The 17,643-nt window shown below is 31.5% G+C and carries 19 protein-coding genes; 7 read left to right on the top strand and 12 right to left on the bottom strand.

The features are described 5' to 3' along the window. Positions 1–22: 22 nt before the first annotated feature. From B3792_RS00470 to B3792_RS00480, 3 genes are all read left to right on the top strand, one after another. Positions 23–313, top strand: coding sequence for a helix-turn-helix transcriptional regulator (locus B3792_RS00470; protein WP_219035376.1), 291 nt, complete (start codon positions 23–25; stop codon positions 311–313). 126 nt (positions 314–439) lie between these two features. Further along, positions 440–2,236, top strand: a complete 1,797-nt coding sequence (gene lepA, locus B3792_RS00475; RefSeq protein WP_038332533.1) for a translation elongation factor 4 — start codon at positions 440–442, stop codon at positions 2,234–2,236. 93 nt (positions 2,237–2,329) lie between these two features. After that, positions 2,330–2,674 carry a DUF4260 domain-containing protein gene (locus B3792_RS00480; protein WP_125350035.1) on the top strand — a complete coding sequence of 115 codons (345 nt, stop codon included), beginning with the start codon at positions 2,330–2,332 and terminating at the stop codon, positions 2,672–2,674. Here the strand turns inward: B3792_RS00480 and B3792_RS00485 are convergent. Further along, the gene (locus B3792_RS00485; protein ID WP_125350034.1) at positions 2,669–3,661 is read right to left on the bottom strand and encodes a 2-hydroxyacid dehydrogenase; all 993 of its coding nucleotides are present in this window, start codon (positions 3,659–3,661) and stop codon (positions 2,669–2,671) included. The genes B3792_RS00480 and B3792_RS00485 overlap by 6 nt on opposite strands. A 173-nt stretch (positions 3,662–3,834) precedes the next feature. Here B3792_RS00485 and B3792_RS00490 point away from each other — a divergent pair, with 173 nt between their 5' ends. The 3 genes from B3792_RS00490 (at position 3,835) to B3792_RS00500 (ending at position 6,982) form a co-directional block, all read left to right on the top strand. Further along, a complete protein-coding gene (locus B3792_RS00490; protein WP_291047178.1) occupies positions 3,835–5,373 on the top strand; it encodes a serine hydrolase in 1,539 nt (512 codons plus the stop codon). A gap of 62 nt (positions 5,374–5,435) precedes the next feature. Beyond that, positions 5,436–6,320, top strand: a complete 885-nt coding sequence (locus B3792_RS00495; protein WP_286495880.1) for a DMT family transporter — start codon at positions 5,436–5,438, stop codon at positions 6,318–6,320. Positions 6,321–6,349: 29 nt separating this feature from the next. Beyond that, the gene (locus tag B3792_RS00500; RefSeq protein ID WP_286495878.1) at positions 6,350–6,982 is read left to right on the top strand and encodes a CatA-like O-acetyltransferase; all 633 of its coding nucleotides are present in this window, start codon (positions 6,350–6,352) and stop codon (positions 6,980–6,982) included. A 40-nt stretch (positions 6,983–7,022) separates the two neighbouring features. Here the strand turns inward: B3792_RS00500 and B3792_RS00505 are convergent, their stop codons facing one another. The 6 genes from B3792_RS00505 to B3792_RS00530 all read right to left on the bottom strand — a co-directional run bounded on the left by B3792_RS00505 (position 7,023) and on the right by B3792_RS00530 (position 10,825). Further along, complete coding sequence (locus tag B3792_RS00505) at positions 7,023–7,613, bottom strand: hypothetical protein (protein ID WP_286495877.1); 591 nt, start codon at positions 7,611–7,613, stop codon at positions 7,023–7,025. A 23-nt stretch (positions 7,614–7,636) separates the two neighbouring features. Continuing rightward, complete coding sequence (locus tag B3792_RS00510) at positions 7,637–8,284, bottom strand: hypothetical protein (RefSeq protein ID WP_291047175.1); 648 nt, start codon at positions 8,282–8,284, stop codon at positions 7,637–7,639. Positions 8,285–8,378: 94 nt separating this feature from the next. Beyond that, the gene (locus B3792_RS00515; RefSeq protein ID WP_291047174.1) at positions 8,379–8,879 is read right to left on the bottom strand and encodes a regulatory protein RecX; all 501 of its coding nucleotides are present in this window, start codon (positions 8,877–8,879) and stop codon (positions 8,379–8,381) included. A gap of 188 nt (positions 8,880–9,067) precedes the next feature. Continuing rightward, positions 9,068–9,715: a ribulose-phosphate 3-epimerase gene (gene rpe / locus B3792_RS00520; RefSeq protein ID WP_280036965.1), complete on the bottom strand. Its 648-nt coding sequence runs from the start codon at positions 9,713–9,715 to the stop codon at positions 9,068–9,070. Positions 9,716–9,799: 84 nt separating this feature from the next. Beyond that, the gene (locus B3792_RS00525; protein WP_219035269.1) at positions 9,800–10,375 is read right to left on the bottom strand and encodes a DUF3575 domain-containing protein; all 576 of its coding nucleotides are present in this window, start codon (positions 10,373–10,375) and stop codon (positions 9,800–9,802) included. Positions 10,376–10,435: 60 nt separating this feature from the next. Continuing rightward, positions 10,436–10,825, bottom strand: coding sequence for a hypothetical protein (locus B3792_RS00530; protein WP_219035270.1), 390 nt, complete (start codon positions 10,823–10,825; stop codon positions 10,436–10,438). 96 nt (positions 10,826–10,921) lie between these two features. On the opposite strand from B3792_RS00530, the gene mgtE reads away from it, so the two are divergent. After that, positions 10,922–12,241 (top strand): magnesium transporter, encoded by a 1,320-nt coding sequence (mgtE, locus tag B3792_RS00535; RefSeq protein WP_125350025.1) that lies wholly within the window; start codon positions 10,922–10,924, stop codon positions 12,239–12,241. 38 nt (positions 12,242–12,279) lie between these two features. On the opposite strand, the gene B3792_RS00540 is transcribed toward mgtE, so the two are convergent. The 5 genes from B3792_RS00540 to B3792_RS00560 form a co-directional block, all read right to left on the bottom strand. Further along, positions 12,280–13,146: a sigma-70 family RNA polymerase sigma factor gene (locus B3792_RS00540; protein WP_019975176.1), complete on the bottom strand. Its 867-nt coding sequence runs from the start codon at positions 13,144–13,146 to the stop codon at positions 12,280–12,282. 124 nt (positions 13,147–13,270) lie between these two features. Next, the gene (gene hutG, locus B3792_RS00545; RefSeq protein ID WP_219035272.1) at positions 13,271–14,212 is read right to left on the bottom strand and encodes a formimidoylglutamase; all 942 of its coding nucleotides are present in this window, start codon (positions 14,210–14,212) and stop codon (positions 13,271–13,273) included. Positions 14,213–14,214: 2 nt separating this feature from the next. Next, complete coding sequence (locus B3792_RS00550) at positions 14,215–14,820, bottom strand: trimeric intracellular cation channel family protein (RefSeq protein WP_125350023.1); 606 nt, start codon at positions 14,818–14,820, stop codon at positions 14,215–14,217. Between the two features lie 38 nt (positions 14,821–14,858). Further along, the gene (locus B3792_RS00555) at positions 14,859–15,467 is read right to left on the bottom strand and encodes a trimeric intracellular cation channel family protein (protein ID WP_125350022.1); all 609 of its coding nucleotides are present in this window, start codon (positions 15,465–15,467) and stop codon (positions 14,859–14,861) included. Between the two features lie 127 nt (positions 15,468–15,594). Next, positions 15,595–16,977, bottom strand: a complete 1,383-nt coding sequence (locus B3792_RS00560) for an NAD(P)-binding domain-containing protein (RefSeq protein WP_291047172.1) — start codon at positions 16,975–16,977, stop codon at positions 15,595–15,597. Positions 16,978–17,643: the final 666 nt, after the last annotated feature.

The raw sequence follows: 17,643 nt of genomic DNA on the forward strand, positions 1-17,643 counted from the left end.
TTCTATCAATTTAAAACAAGTTATGCGAGAAGAAAATTTAATGGATTATGATTTTGAAAGTGCTAAATTTAGAATTCAAGAATTACATTCAAACTTTTTCAAAACGCTAAACGAGCATTCTAAGCAAAAACTAACACCTCTTAATTTGAAATATTGTTCGTATATCTATCTTGGTTTAGACACCAAACAAATTGCAACTCTTCTTAATATTGAACCAAAAAGTGTACGAATAACAAAGTATCGTTTGAAACAAAAATTTGGTCTAGTAAAAGAAGATAAATTATATACTTTTTTTCATCGGATAATTGCCTAGATTTATTTTTTAGTAAAAAACACACTTCAACTCTCGTTAATTTATTAAAATATAATTCATAATATTTTTCAAAATACTTGCAGTCTGCACGGAAAAGATTATTTTTGCCTATTCGACAAATAGAATATGAAAAATATCCGTAATTTCTGTATTATCGCCCATATTGACCATGGTAAAAGTACCTTGGCCGATCGTTTATTGCAAGTAACAAACACGATTTCTGATCGTGAGTTACAAAATCAAACTTTAGACGATATGGATTTGGAACGCGAACGCGGAATCACAATTAAATCGCACGCCATCCAAATGGAATATGAAAAAGATGGTGAAAAATATATTTTAAATTTAATTGACACTCCTGGTCACGTGGATTTTTCTTACGAGGTTTCTCGTTCGATTGCCGCTTGTGAAGGAGCTTTGTTAATTGTAGATGCTGCACAAAGTATACAAGCACAAACCATTTCTAACCTTTATTTGGCTTTAGAAAATGATTTGGAAATCATTCCAGTTTTGAACAAAATCGATTTACCTTCTGCAAATCCAGAAGAAGTAACAGACGATATTGTTGATTTGATTGGTTGTGATCCCGAAGATGTTTTGCGTGTAAGTGGAAAAACAGGTGAAGGTGTGTTAGAATTGTTACACACAATTATCGAGAAAGTTCCTGCACCAGTTGGTGATCCAGATGCACCGTTACAAGCCTTGATTTTTGACTCTGTTTATAATCCTTTCCGAGGAATTGAAGCTTTTTACAAAGTGGTAAATGGAGAAATCAAAAAAGGAGATCAAGTAAAATTCATGGCTACCAACAAAAAATATGGTGCCGATGAAATTGGAACATTAAAACTGAATCAAGTTGAGAAGAAAGTCATTAAAACTGGAGATGTAGGTTATATTATTTCTGGAATTAAAGAAGCTTCTGAGGTAAAAGTTGGAGATACAATTACATTAGTTGAGAATCCTGCAAGCGAAGCTATTGATGGTTTCGAGGAAGTAAAACCAATGGTTTTCGCTGGTATTTATCCGGTTGACACAGAAGATTACGAAGATTTGCGTGCTTCTATCGAAAAGTTACGTTTGAATGATGCTTCATTAACTTTTGAAGCTGAATCTTCTGCTGCTTTAGGTTTCGGTTTCCGTTGTGGATTCTTAGGAATGTTACACTTAGAAATTATTCAGGAGCGTTTAGAACGTGAGTTCAACATGACGGTAATTACAACTGTTCCTAACGTTTCGTATGAAGCGTACTTGGAAAAAGATCCAGAAAAAATGATTCCGGTTCATAATCCATCTGAATTACCAGATCCATCAGGATTAAATCGTGTTGAAGAACCATATATTCGAGCAGCAATCATTACAAAATCTGAATTCGTAGGTCCTGTAATGAGTTTATGTATTGAGAAACGTGGTGAATTACAATCTCAAAACTATTTAACTCAACATAGAGTAGAAATGATTTTCAATATGCCTTTGGCTGAAGTTGTTTTCGATTTTTATGATCGATTAAAATCTATTTCAAAAGGATATGCATCGTTTGATTATGCACCTTCTGGAATGAAAGCTTCAAAATTGGTAAAAGTTGACATCATGATTAACGGTGAAGTTGTAGATGCTTTATCTGCCTTAATTCACGTTGATAATGCCTACAATATTGGAAAGAAAATGTGTGAAAAATTACGCGAATTAATTCCTCGTCAACAGTTTGATATTCCAATTCAAGCCGCGATTGGTGCAAAAATTATTGCGCGTGAAACAATCAAAGCATTACGTAAAGACGTTACTGCAAAATGTTATGGTGGTGATATTTCTCGTAAACGTAAGTTATTAGAAAAACAAAAAGCTGGTAAGAAGAAAATGCGTCAAATTGGACGTGTAGAAGTTCCCCAATCTGCATTCTTAGCTGTTTTGAAATTGAATGATTAAAATTCTTTTTATATACCAAAAGCCGTTCTAATGAACGGCTTTTTTTGTAACAATTGGTAAAATATTTATACTAATAAATTAAGCATCAACATTATGAAAAATTTATTAAAATTAGAACAATTAGCAATTTTAATTGTAACGCTAATCATCTATTATAAACTTGATTATTCCTGGTTTTTGTTTGCAATTCTTTTTCTTGCTCCCGATATTTTTATGTTAGGTTATCTTTTTGGAAATAAGATTGGCGCAATATCTTATAATTTTATTCATAATTATTTTACGACAATTTCATTGATTCTCATTGGTTATTTTTTACACATTGAATGGTGTTTAATGATTGGATTAATTTTTTTCGCTCATATTGCGTTAGATCGTTTTTTAGGATTTGGTCTCAAAAAATATGATGGTTTCAAATCCACTCATTTAGATAATTTATAACATCACAACCTCATCTGTTGAACCTTTTTCTAAAATTTCTAAAATACTTCGCATCGTAATTTCTGAAATTTGTTCCAACGCTTCTTGTGTAAAAAAAGCTTGATGCGCAGTTACCAAAACATTTGGAAAACTCATCAATCGCTGAATCATGTCATCCTGAATAATTTCTGCTGATAAATCTTTGAAGAATAATTTTTCTTCTTGTTCATAAACATCAATTCCCAAATAACCAATTTTATGATTTTTTAAAGCTTCAATCGCTTCATGTGTATTGATTAATCCACCTCTACTCGTATTAATAATCGTTACGCCATCTTTCATCATCGCAATCGTTTCTTGATTAATCATGTAATGATTTTCTGGCGTCAGCGGACAATGCAACGAAATAATATCTGAAGTTTTAAACAACTTATCCAGCTCAACATATTCCACGCCATTATTCATCAATTCTTGATCTGGATACAAATCATAAGCAATAATCTTACATCCAAAACCTTTCGCAATATTGATAAAAGCCTTTCCTATTTTTCCTGTTCCAACAATTCCAATCGTCTTCTGAAAAAGATTAAAACCAAGTAAACCGTTCAATGCAAAATTTTGTTCACGAACACGATTATAAGCTTTATGTGTTTTTCGATTCAATGTTAACAACATCGCCATTGTATGTTCAGCAACAGCCTCGGGAGAATATGCAGGAACACGACAAATTTTAATTCCAAATTCTTTCGCAGCTTCCAAATCGACATTATTAAAACCAGCACATCTCAATGCAATAATTTTAACGCCTTTTTTTGCTAAAACTTCAATGACTTGTCGGTTCACTTTATCATTCACAAACACACAAACAGCATGCTCATCTTCAATCGCGTTTACGATATGCGGACCTAAATGTGTTTCATAAAAATTAAGTTCAAAACCGTAATTTTTATTTTCAGCCTCAAAAAAAGTTTTGTCATAAGGCTTAGACGAAAAGAAAGCTATTTTCATTGAATTATTTTTAACTAATTTATGTTTTTAATTAATTGTAATTTACTTTCTACTTGATTATTATAAAATTTTAAATCATTCAAAATTAATTCATCCTCTATTTTTGATATTTTATTAAAAGCTATAAGCTGATGAATAAAAATTTCTAACTTCGTGAAAATTCAAATTCACACATGAAAAATATACTTTTATCAACGATTACATTAGCTTCTTTTACAGCTTTTGGACAAAATATTTCGAATCAAGCTATTGATAAAGTCACAGAAAATGCAATGAAAGCATTTGATGTTCCTGGAATGTCTGTTGCGGTTATCAAAGACAGGACAATTGTGCATTCGAAAGGTTATGGCGTAAAATCTCTTAAAACGGGAGAAAAAGTTCAGTCGAATACAAATTTTGGCATTGCTTCTAACTCGAAAGCTTTTACAGCAGCTGCTTTGGCGATTTTGGTTGATGAAGGAAATATAAAGTGGGATGATAAAGTGATTACGCACATTCCTGAATTCAAGATGTACAACGATTATGTAACCAAAGAGTTTACAATTCGTGATTTATTAACGCATCGAAGTGGATTAGGTTTGGGTGCTGGAGATTTGATGGTTTGGCCTGATGGACATAATTTCACTCCAAAAGATATTATTTCTAATATTCAGTTTTTAAAACCAGTTTCAGATTTCCGTGTAAAATATGATTACGATAATTTATTATACATTATTGCAGGAGTTGTGATTGAAAGAGTTTCGGGGCAATCTTGGACAGATTTTGTAACAAAAAGATTGTTGGAACCAATTGGAATGACGAATACTGCAGCGAATTGGCATTTGCTAAAAGACAAGAAAAATGCAATTAATCCGCACGTTCCAATTGACGGAAAATTACAAGTGATTGATCGTTATACGAACACCATTTTTGATGCAGCTGCAGGAATTTATTCGAATGTAGATGATCTTGCAAAATGGTTGCAATTCAATTTAGATAAAGGAAAAGTGAATGGAAAACAAATTATTTCGGAAAAACAAATGAACGAAATGATTACACCACAAACTTTACAACCAAATCGTACTACTCCACCTTATAATTCATTATTCAAAGCGTATGGTTTGGGATGGCAATTGCAGGATATGAACGGAAAATTGGAAGTTTCGCATACTGGTGGATTGGAAGGAATTGTAACACAAACGATGTTTTATCCTCAAGAAAAATTAGGAATTGTGATTTTGACAAACCAACAATCGGGTGCAGCTTTCCGAGCAATCTCGAATACAATCAAAGATTTTTACTTAAAAAATCCATCTACAGATTGGGTAAAAACGTATGATGATATAATGAAGAAAAATGTGGAAGAAGCCGATGTTATTACCGATGAAGTTTGGAAAACAGTTGAAGCAAATCAAAAAAATAAAGCCATCAAATTTGATTCAAAAAGTGTAATCGGAACGTATAAGGACAATTGGTTTGGTGATGTTGTAATTTATGAAAAGAAAGGAAAAATCATTTTCGAATCGAAACGTTCACCTCAATTAACTGGTGAAATGCTTTTTTACAAAGACAATACGTTTGCAGTAAAATGGTACAATCGTTATTTCCATGCAGACGCTTTTGTTTATGCAGAAATAAAAGATGGAAAAATGACAGGTTTCAAAATGAAGGCCATTTCTCCGTTAACAGATTTTAGTTACGACTTCCAAGATTTAGATTTTACGAGAAAATAAATTTTAATAAATACTAATCAAATGCGAAGTTCGAAATTAGAACTTCGTTTTTTCTATTAAAAATGAAATTCAAAGGTTACGCATATGGACTAATTTCTTCCATATCTTATGGATTAATTCCATTATTTATCCTACCTATAAAACAGGCAAATTTTTCGATGGATACTACATTATTCTATCGATTCTTTTTTTCTGCATTGATTGTCGGAACATATTTATTCATCAAAAAACAATCATTCAAAATAGATGTGAAACAGATTCCATTTTTAATCATTTTAGGATTATTGTACGGAATCTCAGCGGATGCTTTATTTTTAGGTTATGATTATTTAACTCCTGGAATTGCCTCCACATTATTATTCGTTTATCCGTTGATTGTTGCCATCATAATGGCTGTTTTCTTCAAAGAAAGAATTACAATTTCAACTATTGTAGCCATTGTTTTTGTACTGGCTGGTGTAATTTTATTAAGTTTTAAAGAAGGAAAATTCGAGCTAAATCCAATCGGATTAGGAATTGTTTTTATTAGTGCTTTGGGTTACGGATTATATATTGTGACAGTCAACAAATCGAAAGTACGAGATATAAAAGGCTTTACATTAAGCTTTTATTCGTTTCTATTTACAACGATTTATTACGCAACAAAAATGATTATTCACAAAGAATCCTTCATTTTACCATCATTAGAATTAACCTTCAACTTTTTTACATTTGCGTTTGTTACGACAGTTGTTTCGAGCATCGCATTGATTTATGCGATTAAAAATATTGGTTCTACAGCCACTTCTATTCTTGGCGCATCAGAACCTGTGGTTGCCGTTGCTGTAAGTGTTATGATGTTTGGTGAAGATTTTTCGCTGAGTTTAGCTTTAGGAATTTTTATGATTATTCTAGGCGTAACTCTGAATGTAATTGGTGATGCATATCAACAAAAAAGATTGAAGTAATTGTAAATCCTATTTTTAACTTTGCAGCAATGAAACAGAAATTTAATCCTGAAGGTTGGAATCGTATAGAGCATTTTAATATGTTCTCGAAAATGGATAATCCGTATGTCGGAGTTGTTGCGGAGGTTGAATGTTCTAAAACGTACAAATTTGCCAAAGCAAATAAATTGTCTTTTTTCGCAGTCTATTTACATTGCTCGATGTTGGCAGAAAATAAGATTAATGAGTTTAAATATCGCATCGAAGATGATGAAATTTTTGTGTACGATCATTTAGATTGCGGAACAACAATTGGAAGAAAAGACGGAACTTTTGGTTTTGCATTGATGAATTTTACCGAAGATTTTGATGCATTTAACGCGCAACTTCAAGAGCAAATACAAAGTGTAGAAAACTCGGTTGGTTTGCATATCAAAAATGAAGAAATTACCATTGGCTTGGTTCGTCATTCTACATTTCCATGGTCGAGATTTACAGGTCTAACACAACCAAGTAACTTTGGAACGGGAGAATCTATTCCGCGAATTATTTTTGGAAAAGCGTATACGCAAAACGATAAAATGTATATGCCTGTTTCGGTTGAGGCGAATCATGGTTTTGTAGATGGTTTTCATTTGGCGAATTATCTGCAAGAATTTGAAAACGAATTAGGTAAATATTAGAAATAGTAAGAACGAATTTCGAGTTTCGAAATTCGTTTTTTTATTTTACATCATTAGGATGAATAAATGGTTCTGGTTCTAGAATTTCCTCATATTGAATAGGAAAATATTTTTTATCTTCTTCTAAAACAAAATCATCCGTATAATTATAAAAATGCTCCAACTCTCTTAATTGATACTTTCCTTCTTCATCTTTATGAAATCGAAAAGCGTAACCTTTTATTTCACAACAGAATGTTATTTTTTCTTTATCTAAAGGGATATAATTTAAATTTGAGATATCGATATATTCATCTAATACTTCATTTTTATCTAAAAGAATAGTATAATCTGTATTTTGAATAGTAATTGGTAATGTATAATAATTCCCTATTGAACAGTCTTGTCCAGTCGAAGAAATATATAAATAAAATTTTTCTTTTGCGAAAAAGAGAGAGATTGTTCTAATTGGTATATGATTACTTTTTGTAATATCAATAGCTTGTTCAATAACTTCATTTACATTCTCATCTTTAAAAACTGAATCTGCTTTTATTTCATTCTTCTTTTCCCAACCTTTAGCAGATTGACTGCTCGGTTGCTCACATTGAACAAAAAGAATGAATAAGAGTAAAAAATATAAATTCTTCATATAAGTGTTTTGATTAAAGATAATCAATTCACTGCAACTTTTTTATTTAGTTTTTTTGACCAAGAAAAAATATAAATCGTTCCGATAATTGAAGGCACAATCCAAAAATAAATATTATCTCCAAATCCAGCGCCTGCAACCAAAAACGCTGTTACTGAAGCGATATAAGCACCAACCATTTTTCCAACATGATTCATTGTCCATTTTTTATAATTCTCTGTATTCTTGTAAAAAACAAAATCTCGATAACACATAAACCCTCCTAAAAACCCAAAAATTAAATACAATAATCCAATTGCATTGCTTGTGAAAAGTGGAAGTAATCCAAAAACAATCATCACAATAGATGTGATAAACATTGCTCCAGAAATGATTTTATCCAAATTATTAGAATAGTTTTTGCGCTTATAATTTAGAATTCTATTTCCGATCAAAATCATATAAATCGTGAAAATACCAATCATTAAAAGAAAAGAATTGTGGTGATTTGGAAAAGCACAAATAATCAACGAAAGAACAGAACTGACTAACATACCAATCGAAAATATTTTTCCCACTTTTTTGTGTGTCGAATTTCCTTTTTTTATAATCATAACAGCTGTTCCAGCAACCAAGCCAATTCCTCCAAAAAATGCGTGAATGTAAATAATGATGTTGACTAAATTTTCCATAATGTGTTTATTTATTATGGAATAAAATTAAGTGAAGTCGTTTTTAATTTTAAAAATAGTTGACCGAATTGTCGAATTTTAAGGATGAATTGTATTACTCTTTTGTTTTCACTGTTTCTATAGCATCATTCATCAAATCGAACTCGTAACCTTTGTACGCTAAATATGCTTTTACTTTGTTTATTTTCTTGAAAGATTCTCGCTCAGAAGCTAATAAATTGAACTTTTTTTGTGTTAAATGCAATAAATTATTCCAATATTTATCCAAATCAATTTCTTCTTTAAATGCTTTTTCAATTAATTTTTGATCAATTTGACGCATTTTTAATTCTTGACGAAGACGATTTCTTCCCCACATTTTTTGATTGACTTTTCCTCGAACAAAATTATGAACAAATCGTTCTTCATTCAGGAATCCGTAATGAATTAGCTTAAAAATAATCTCATCTTTCGCTTCTGGAATCAAATCAAAATCACGAAGTTTTTTCTCTACTTCCCAATGACAACGATCTTGATAAAGACAATATTTTGCCATTTTATCTTTGATTTCATCAATCGTATAAATCTTTTTTGGGTTGTCTTTAGAGAAATTCATGCAACAAAGTTAAGATTTTAATAAGAAAATTGTTTGATTAACTTGATGAGGATCCTGAAAAAAGTTCAGGATTAATCAACAAAAAAACTGAATCATTTCTGATTCAGTTTTTTATTATTTGTTTAAATAGTTGAAGGAAAAATATGAACTTCTCAATTCTAATTTCTCACATCTCAATACTATTTTTATTAAGCTTTTTGTAATTCCGCGATATATGCTGTTGGATCCTCAGCATTGAAAACTGCCGAACCAGCAACTAAAGCATCTGCACCAGCTTCTACCAATTTTGATGCATTTTGTACTCCAACTCCTCCATCAATTTCGATGATCACATTTGCATTAGCTTCTGTAATCATTTTTTTCAATTTAGAAACTTTGTTGTAAGTATTTTCAATGAATTTTTGACCTCCAAAACCTGGATTAACACTCATAATTAACACCAAATCTAAATCATTAATCACATCTTCTAAAACAGATACTGGTGTATGCGGATTAAGCGCCACTCCTGCTTTCATTCCTTCTGCTTTTATAGCCTGAATTGTACGATGTAAATGTGTACACGCTTCGTAATGAACAGTCAAAATATCTGCGCCAACTTGTTTGAAAGTTGAAATATAACGATCTGGATCAACAATCATTAAATGCACATCCAAAACTTTGTCTGTTAACGAATTTATTTTCTCGATAATTGGCATTCCGTAAGAGATATTCGGAACAAAAACGCCGTCCATTACATCTAAATGAAACCATTCGGCTTGAGAATTATTAACCATTTCGATGTCTTTTGCTAAATTCCCAAAATCGGCTGCTAAAATTGATGGTGCTACTATTGGCATAATCTTATTTGTTGTTTGTTTGTATTTTGTGGTGCAAAGGTAATGAAATAAAAAAATCGTTGAAAACTCAACGATTTATATTTTTTAGAAATTATAACCAAATTTGAAACCTAATTCAGGTAAGAAGTCGATGTATGTTTCTTTATCTGAATATATCCAATCAGAACCATTAATAGAATATTTAAAAGGATAATAAGTATCTATAAAAATTCCTGCTCCAAAATTGAATTCATAAAAAAATTTTTTAGCAAAATTTCTTTTAATTCCATAATTCACCACAAGTTTTGCAAAATCATCATCTTTTCCCATCCCTTGGTATGTTGATAACCAATCTGTATAATAGTCAAATTTCAATCCTATAAAATTTGCAGAATTATTTAAAGTAGATTTTCCTTTTGAACTTCTTCGATCAAAATTATAGTAATAACGACCTTCTAATCCTAACTTTACTGTGAAATCCATATCCAAACCATCATCTGAACCTGTAAAATTAATTGTAGAATAATTTAAATTACCAAGAATTGTAATTTTATCTGTTATGGCTTTCTCATAATTTGCTCCAACTCCCAAAACATTAATATGTGCTGAAATCAAATCTGTTGCTTTTTCTTGAGCAAATAGTGAAGTTGATAATAAGAGAGTAAATAATAGTTTTTTCATTTTCAGTGTTAATTAATACAATACGAATATAACAGAAAAAATGATTCAGTAAAATTATTTTTAATCCAAGAAAACTCTATTATCAATAAAGTTATAAGGTTCTTCGTCTTTCAATTCTTCGTTGATAATAAAATGAATCGAATCTTTTGACATAAAAATATAAGTGTAAATATCTGCCATTTCATCAGAATCTCTAAACTCATAATATTCATCACCAATAGTACACCAAACGCCTTCATCTTCAGAAAATGTAACGCAATCATCACTGTGAATGGTCTTAAAGTTAACTGTCATTGTACCGTCAACTTTTCTATTGACCATCCAACTATTTGTTTCACCTTTAAAAAATTTCCCATGATCGGTTCCAGACCAAATTCCAACAAATCGTTCATCTACATCCATAGATTTTATAAATTCTTTAATTTGTTTTTGATCTGTTTTATTCATCATAATTTCTATATTAAAATTAGCTTAAAAGTAGCCAATCTATACTTCTTCTCATCTCAAAAAGACTTAATTTGCAGCTCGGGATAAAAAAACAAATTTATGGAAAATAATATGCTTAATCAACATCCAGCAGATATTGCCGAACAATTAACTGCACTGAACGTAAAAGAAAGAAACATCGCTTTTTACTCGCTTTTGAATGATGATAAAGTTGAAGTATTCTCCTATTTTGAACCCGATATTCAGTACGAAATTGTAAAAAGTTTGACGGACGAAGATTTAGCTGAAGTTTTGAACAATCTTGATCCTGATGACCGAACAGAACTATTTGAAAATTTCCCAGATCAATTAATCAAACATTCCATTAATCTTTTAAATCCTGAAGAACGTGCTACAGCACTGAATTTGATTGGATACAAAGAAGATTCGATTGCACGTTTAATGACACCAAATTATATTCAGGTAAAAGAACATTATACAGTAAAACAAGTTTTGGCTCACATCAAAAAGTATGGAAAAAAAGCCGAAACATTAACGTATATTTTTATTGTTGATGGAAAAAATAGATTGATTGATGATTTAAAAATTGGCGAAATTCTTTTGGCTGATGAAGATACTAAAGTAGAAGATTTAATCGATCATAATTTTGTTTCAATCAAGACGACAACTCCTTTAGAAGATGCGTTAGAAGTTTTTGATAAATACGATCGTTCTGCGATGCCAATTGTGACAGAAAATGATGTTTTGGTCGGAATTGTAACATTTGACGATATCTTGGATCGTATGAAAATGCGTGATACAGAAGATATTCAGAAATTTGGAGGTATGGAAGAATTGGATGTTTCGTATACTAAAACACCTATTGCGGAATTAATCAAAAAGCGCGCAGGTTGGCTGGTTATCTTATTTATTGGCGAAATGTTTACTGCTTCTGCTATGAGTTATTATGACCAAGAAATCGAAAAAGCGGTTGTGTTGGCTTTATTTGTTCCATTGATTATTTCGAGTGGTGGAAATTCTGGTTCTCAAGCGGCTTCACTAATTATCCGAGCAATGGCTTTGGGTGAATTGAAACTAAAAGATTGGTGGTATGTAATGAAGAAAGAGTTTGCTTCGGGATTAATCTTAGGTGCAATTCTAGGATTTGTTGGTTTTATCAGAATCTTAATTTGGCAAAAAACTGGAATTTATAGTTATGGAGAATATTGGCTATATGTAGCTTTAACAGTCGCTTTATCTTTAATCGTCATTGTTTTATGGGGAACACTTTCTGGATCTTTAGTTCCATTTATTTTGAGAAAAATTGGATTTGATCCCGCAACAGCATCCTCGCCTTTCGTCGCAACCTTGGTTGATGTTTCAGGATTGATTATTTATTTTACAATTGCTGCAATTTTACTAAGCGGAAAATTATTATAAAAAAAATCCAACCAATTGGCTGGATTTTTTTATTTTTATTATCGTCCGATATATGTTTTCAAAATCTTAGATCTCGAAGTATGTTTTAAACGGCGAATTGCTTTTTCTTTAATTTGACGAACACGTTCTCTTGTTAAATCAAACGTTTCTCCAATTTCTTCTAACGTCATTGGATGTTGACCGTTTAATCCGAAGTATAAACGAATTAAATCAGCTTCACGAGGCGTTAATGTTTGCAATGCACGTTCAATCTCTACACGTAATGACTCAATCATCAATTGTACATCTGGAGATGGAGATTCACCAATGTTTAATACATCGTATAAGTTAGAATCTTCTCCTTCTACTAATGGTGCATCCATTGAGACGTGACGACCAGAGTTTTTCATCGACTCTTTTACATCACCTTCAGACATATCCAAAACTTCAGAAATTTCTTCTGCAGATGGAGCACGTTCATGTTCTTGCTCTAATAAAGCATAGGCTTTATTAATTTTATTGATCGATCCAATTTTATTTAATGGTAAACGTACAATACGAGATTGCTCTGCTAATGCTTGTAAGATAGATTGACGAATCCACCAAACCGCATAAGAGATAAATTTGAAACCACGCGTTTCGTCAAAACGTTGTGCAGCTTTTATCAAACCTAAGTTTCCTTCATTAATTAAATCTGGTAAACTTAAACCTTGATTTTGATATTGTTTCGCAACAGATACCACGAAACGTAAGTTTGCTTTTGTTAATTTTTCTAAGGCAACACGATCTCCTGCTTTGATACGTTGTGCTAACTCTACTTCCTCCTCCGCTGTAATCAAATCTACTTTACCAATCTCTTGTAAGTATTTATCCAACGACGCAGTTTCACGATTTGTTACCTGCTTTGTAATTTTAAGCTGTCTCATTTAACTAAAACCCTCCTATTATTAATGATTATTATCGATTTCTTTTGGCATTTTATCAACACCACTATATATGTATACGCAGATAACTGAAAAAGGTTACAGAATATTGTAAATTATTTCAGAATTAATATCTTAAAACTTCGTAAATCATTTGAGCAGAGAGTTTCGCTGTCGAGTTATCAACATCAAAAAGCGAATTATATTCAACTAAATCAAATATTTTCACTTTGTTTGAGTTCATTAGAACCTTCAAAATATATTTAACCTGAAAAGGTGTCAAACCATTAATTGTCGTTGCACTTACACCTGGCGCATAAGCTGCATCAAAAACATCCATATCCAACGAAACATAAAGCACATCAAATTGTTGAACAATCGTTTTCAAATCATCTAATACTTTATTCAAATTGAAATGCACTTCATCTGCCAAAATAAAATTAACTCCTATATTTTCAGCACGTTGAAATAATGCTTTCGTATTTCCTAATTCTTGAATACCGATTGGAATATAATTGAACTTCATTTCATTTTCTTCGCAATACTTTGCCATTTCGTAAAAAGGCGTTCCAGAAGTTGATTGCGGATTTGGCGTTCTCAAATCAAAATGCGCATCAAGATTGATAATTCCAATATTTTTGTATGATTTTGCTAAAGCCAAAAAATCACCCAAAGCTGTTTCGTGTCCACCACCAATTACAATCGGAAAATGATTTTGTTGGATAATTTTATCCACTTGATTGATTTGTTCTTCACGTGCAGATTCTAAATTATTATCATCACAATGAATATTTCCAGCATCAAAAATAAAATCAGTTTCGGAAAAATGTAAAGGTAAATTCGCCAAACTTTTTCGAATCAAATCTGGTGAATCTTTCGCACCAATTCTACCCTTATTCCGTTTAACACCTTCTTCCGAACAAAATCCTAACAGTACTTTTGGTTGAACAGATGATGATTCAAATTTATCATAATCAGAAATTACTTGATGAATTCTTAAACCTAATTCTCCATCTTCAGAATCAATTCTTCCTGTCCAATTTTCTTGATTAAATGGTGTTTTTTGCATGATTAATAAAATTTAGGTAACGACAAATTATATTTTACAGTAACAATACGAATTGCGGCAATAATAGCTCCCGAAACAATAAAATTGATATTACGATCTAATCCAAAACTTTCAAAAATTAAATACATTACACCTCCTGCGACACATGCCATTGCATAAATTTCTTTCACAAAAACTGTAGGCGTTCTATTCATCAAAACATCTCTTAACATTCCTCCCATTACAGCGGTCATCATTCCCATCATCACAGAAATAAAATCATTTGCGCCCAAAGAATGCGCTTTTTCCAAACCTACAATTGTAAATAAAGCAATTCCCAATGTATCGAAAAGCATTAATGTTATTCTTAATCGTGAAAAATATTTAAAAAATAATCCTGCCAACAAAATTCCAGCAAAAACTGCGTAAATGACATTCATATCATTTATCCAAACTAACGGATAACTGTTAAGAAATAGATCGCGTAAAGTTCCACCACCAACAGCCGTTATAAAAGCAAAACAAGCAATTCCGAACCAATCATGTTTTTGTCTTTCATCTCCAGCTAAAGCACCAGAAATAGCAAACACAACCGTCCCAAATAATTCAAAAATGTATTGAATTTCCATCTATAAAAAATTAGTTCGCTAAGATACGAATCTATAAATTAATGGCTTTTGAATTTCGGTAATGATAAGTTATACTTAATTGCAGTCAAACGAATTGCGACAATTACAGCCCCCGAAATAAAGAAATTGATGTTACGATCAAGTCCCAATTTCCATAAAATCATATAAATAACTGCACCACAAAGACATGCAAACGCATAAATTTCTTTCTTGAAAATAATAGGAACTTCGTTCAACATCATATCGCGAATAATGGATCCAAAAACCGCCGTAAACATTCCCATTACAGGTGCAATTACAGGATGAATTCCAAGATTTAGAGCTTTTTCTAAACCAACAATCGTAAACAAAGCAATTCCTAACGTATCAAAAAGCATAAATGTTTTACGAAGTTTCAACAGAGGTGTATAGAAAATTGCCGCTAAAATAACACCAATCCCTACCGCATAAATAAGATTAACATCCTTTATCCACATAATTTCAACGGAAAGTAAAATATCACGAATTGTGCCACCTCCAATTGAAGTTAGGAAAGCAATAAAGGTTACACCAAACCAATCGTTACCAGATTTTTCATCTGCTGCTAAAGCGCCCGAAATTCCAAAAAAAAGTGTACCAAATAATTCGAAAAAATATTGAATCTCCATTTCTATTGTATTAAATCATATTGTGTTGTGCTCTGTCAAAAATAAACACTTTTCTTTTTTAACGATGTTTAAATATACAATCGAAAATAAAAAAAGACCAACACATTTGTTAGTCTTTTTGTTAATATTAATAATAATTTGTTTTTTCTAATTGCTTTTCATCAATCGGATCTTCATCCAAATAGCGTTCTAAACTATCATCCAACTCTTTCATCCAAGGTGTGTGATGTTTTTCTGCTTTCGTTTCGTCCATAACTGAGGTATAGGTTTTATCTCGATAAGTTAAAATATTTTCTTCTTTATCTTTTAACCAAGATTTGAACATATTAGCAACTTTATCCAAATCGAACATAGGATAATCAGTTAAATGAATTAAATCCTTCAAATAATCAGTTTGAAAATCAACATGATCATCAGCAGAAATCGATTGTTTTTCATAATCAACCCATTTCTGAATATCTTTTTGAATTTCTTCTTTTGAAGGTAAATTAATTCGTCCTAAAATATAATCACGTGCAAACCATGCTTGCGCATCAAACATATTAAATGTGTAATATTGATCCTGCATTCCCAAAAATAACAATTGAGCATTAACATCTGATATTACACCTTTATACATTCCTTCTGGATACAAACAGTTTTTTGTTTTTAAACGGAAATTATCTGGTAAAAACGGAAATTTGTGTTGATAACCTGTACACATAATTACTGCATCAAACTCTTTTGATGTTCCGTCTTTGAAAAATGCTTTCTTATCTTCAAAATGTGTCACTAAAGGCAATTCTTTTATCCCTTCGGGCCATTTACAATCAATCGGGTTTGTACGATAAGAAATTATGACCGATTTAGTTCCGTGTTTATAGCATTGTACCGCAATATCTTCTGCCGAATAACTACTACCAATCAATAAAATTTCTTTGCCTCTAAATGGATCAGCTCCGCGAAAATCATGCGCATGCATTACATTTCCTGTATAATTCTCGATACCTTTAAAATAAGGCATATTTGGTGTAGAAAAATGTCCAGTTCCGACAATTAAATAATCGAAATATTCTTCGAAAGTTTCATTTTTCTTTAAATCATCAAAAACAACGCGAAACTGTTTTTTATCCTCTACATAATCTACCCACCTTGCAACGGTATTAAACTGAATGTACTTTCGCGCATTACTTTGTTTAATTCTCCCTTCTATATAATCGAATAATACTTCTCTAGGTGGATAAGAAGATATTGTTTGACCAAAGTGTTCAGAAAATGTATAATCTGCAAATTCTAAGCATTCTTTTGGTCCATTCGACCATAAATATTTATACATACTGCCATGCAATGGCTCTCCGTATTTACCTACTCCTGTACGCCAAGTGTAGTTCCACATTCCTCCCCAGTTTTCTTGCTTCTCAAAACATTTAATTTCTGGAATTTTGTTACCTTTCTTTTCTTCTGACTCAAATGCTCTTAACATCGCCAAACCACTTGGTCCAGCCCCGATAATGCCTACTTTTAAACTCATGAATTGTTTTTAATTAAACTTATATGAACTACTCAACTATCATTGATAGTAATTGATTTTTATGTCTGAAACGACCTGATATAGAAACTAACTTCTATAAAAACTGTGTAAAACAGAATAGAATGAGTAATCAAATGATTACAACATATAAAGAGATAGAAAACCTCTTGCTGAATAAATAAAATTTTATTCAAAATTAAATTATTCTTCAATGTACTAAAATTATAGCAGATGGACAAATATTAATAAAACATAATGATAAGCGTAATTATTATGGCGTTCCCTTCGGTCGGGGTATCCGTTGCAATCTTTTGTATAAGAAGATTAGAAGTGATTACAGAAAAACCAATTCCTCCAAAAGGATTTCCACTACTATCCCTAACGCGGGTTTTTAAGTTCTGAGTTTTGAGTAATAAGTTATAAGACATAAGATTTAAGACTGCCAATAAAAATCTAAGCAAACTAGGAGTGTTATCGAGTTCTGAGTTAATTTTAAAAAGGAAGCTTCCTTTTTATCAAGAAGAAGCTCCTCGTTGAATAATTAGAAGCCTCTTGTTTTATAGAACATAGTCTGGAGATGCGTAAAGCTTAAAACGTTCAGCCTAAAGCGCGACGTATACCCACAAAAAAAGCCTCAAGTTGTTTACTTGAGGCTTTTAATAAAAA

The sequence above is a fragment of the Empedobacter sp. UBA5924 genome, assembly GCF_002431085.1.
GTDB lineage: Bacteria > Bacteroidota > Bacteroidia > Flavobacteriales > Weeksellaceae > Empedobacter > Empedobacter falsenii_B.

What these genes read in the sequence shown, in the direction of transcription:
- B3792_RS00470 (WP_219035376.1), top strand. Translation starts at nt 23, where the DNA reads ATGCGAGAAGAAAATTTAATGGATTATGATTTTGAAAGTGCTAAATTT.
- lepA (WP_038332533.1), top strand. Translation starts at nt 440, where the DNA reads ATGAAAAATATCCGTAATTTCTGTATTATCGCCCATATTGACCATGGT.
- B3792_RS00480 (WP_125350035.1), top strand. Translation starts at nt 2,330, where the DNA reads ATGAAAAATTTATTAAAATTAGAACAATTAGCAATTTTAATTGTAACG.
- B3792_RS00485 (WP_125350034.1), bottom strand. Translation starts at nt 3,661, where the DNA reads ATGAAAATAGCTTTCTTTTCGTCTAAGCCTTATGACAAAACTTTTTTT.
- B3792_RS00490 (WP_291047178.1), top strand. Translation starts at nt 3,835, where the DNA reads ATGAAAAATATACTTTTATCAACGATTACATTAGCTTCTTTTACAGCT.
- B3792_RS00495 (WP_286495880.1), top strand. Translation starts at nt 5,436, where the DNA reads ATGAAATTCAAAGGTTACGCATATGGACTAATTTCTTCCATATCTTAT.
- B3792_RS00500 (WP_286495878.1), top strand. Translation starts at nt 6,350, where the DNA reads ATGAAACAGAAATTTAATCCTGAAGGTTGGAATCGTATAGAGCATTTT.
- B3792_RS00505 (WP_286495877.1), bottom strand. Translation starts at nt 7,613, where the DNA reads ATGAAGAATTTATATTTTTTACTCTTATTCATTCTTTTTGTTCAATGT.
- B3792_RS00510 (WP_291047175.1), bottom strand. Translation starts at nt 8,284, where the DNA reads ATGGAAAATTTAGTCAACATCATTATTTACATTCACGCATTTTTTGGA.
- B3792_RS00515 (WP_291047174.1), bottom strand. Translation starts at nt 8,879, where the DNA reads ATGAATTTCTCTAAAGACAACCCAAAAAAGATTTATACGATTGATGAA.
- rpe (WP_280036965.1), bottom strand. Translation starts at nt 9,715, where the DNA reads ATGCCAATAGTAGCACCATCAATTTTAGCAGCCGATTTTGGGAATTTA.
- B3792_RS00525 (WP_219035269.1), bottom strand. Translation starts at nt 10,375, where the DNA reads ATGAAAAAACTATTATTTACTCTCTTATTATCAACTTCACTATTTGCT.
- B3792_RS00530 (WP_219035270.1), bottom strand. Translation starts at nt 10,825, where the DNA reads ATGATGAATAAAACAGATCAAAAACAAATTAAAGAATTTATAAAATCT.
- mgtE (WP_125350025.1), top strand. Translation starts at nt 10,922, where the DNA reads ATGGAAAATAATATGCTTAATCAACATCCAGCAGATATTGCCGAACAA.
- B3792_RS00540 (WP_019975176.1), bottom strand. Translation starts at nt 13,146, where the DNA reads ATGAGACAGCTTAAAATTACAAAGCAGGTAACAAATCGTGAAACTGCG.
- hutG (WP_219035272.1), bottom strand. Translation starts at nt 14,212, where the DNA reads ATGCAAAAAACACCATTTAATCAAGAAAATTGGACAGGAAGAATTGAT.
- B3792_RS00550 (WP_125350023.1), bottom strand. Translation starts at nt 14,820, where the DNA reads ATGGAAATTCAATACATTTTTGAATTATTTGGGACGGTTGTGTTTGCT.
- B3792_RS00555 (WP_125350022.1), bottom strand. Translation starts at nt 15,467, where the DNA reads ATGGAGATTCAATATTTTTTCGAATTATTTGGTACACTTTTTTTTGGA.
- B3792_RS00560 (WP_291047172.1), bottom strand. Translation starts at nt 16,977, where the DNA reads ATGAGTTTAAAAGTAGGCATTATCGGGGCTGGACCAAGTGGTTTGGCG.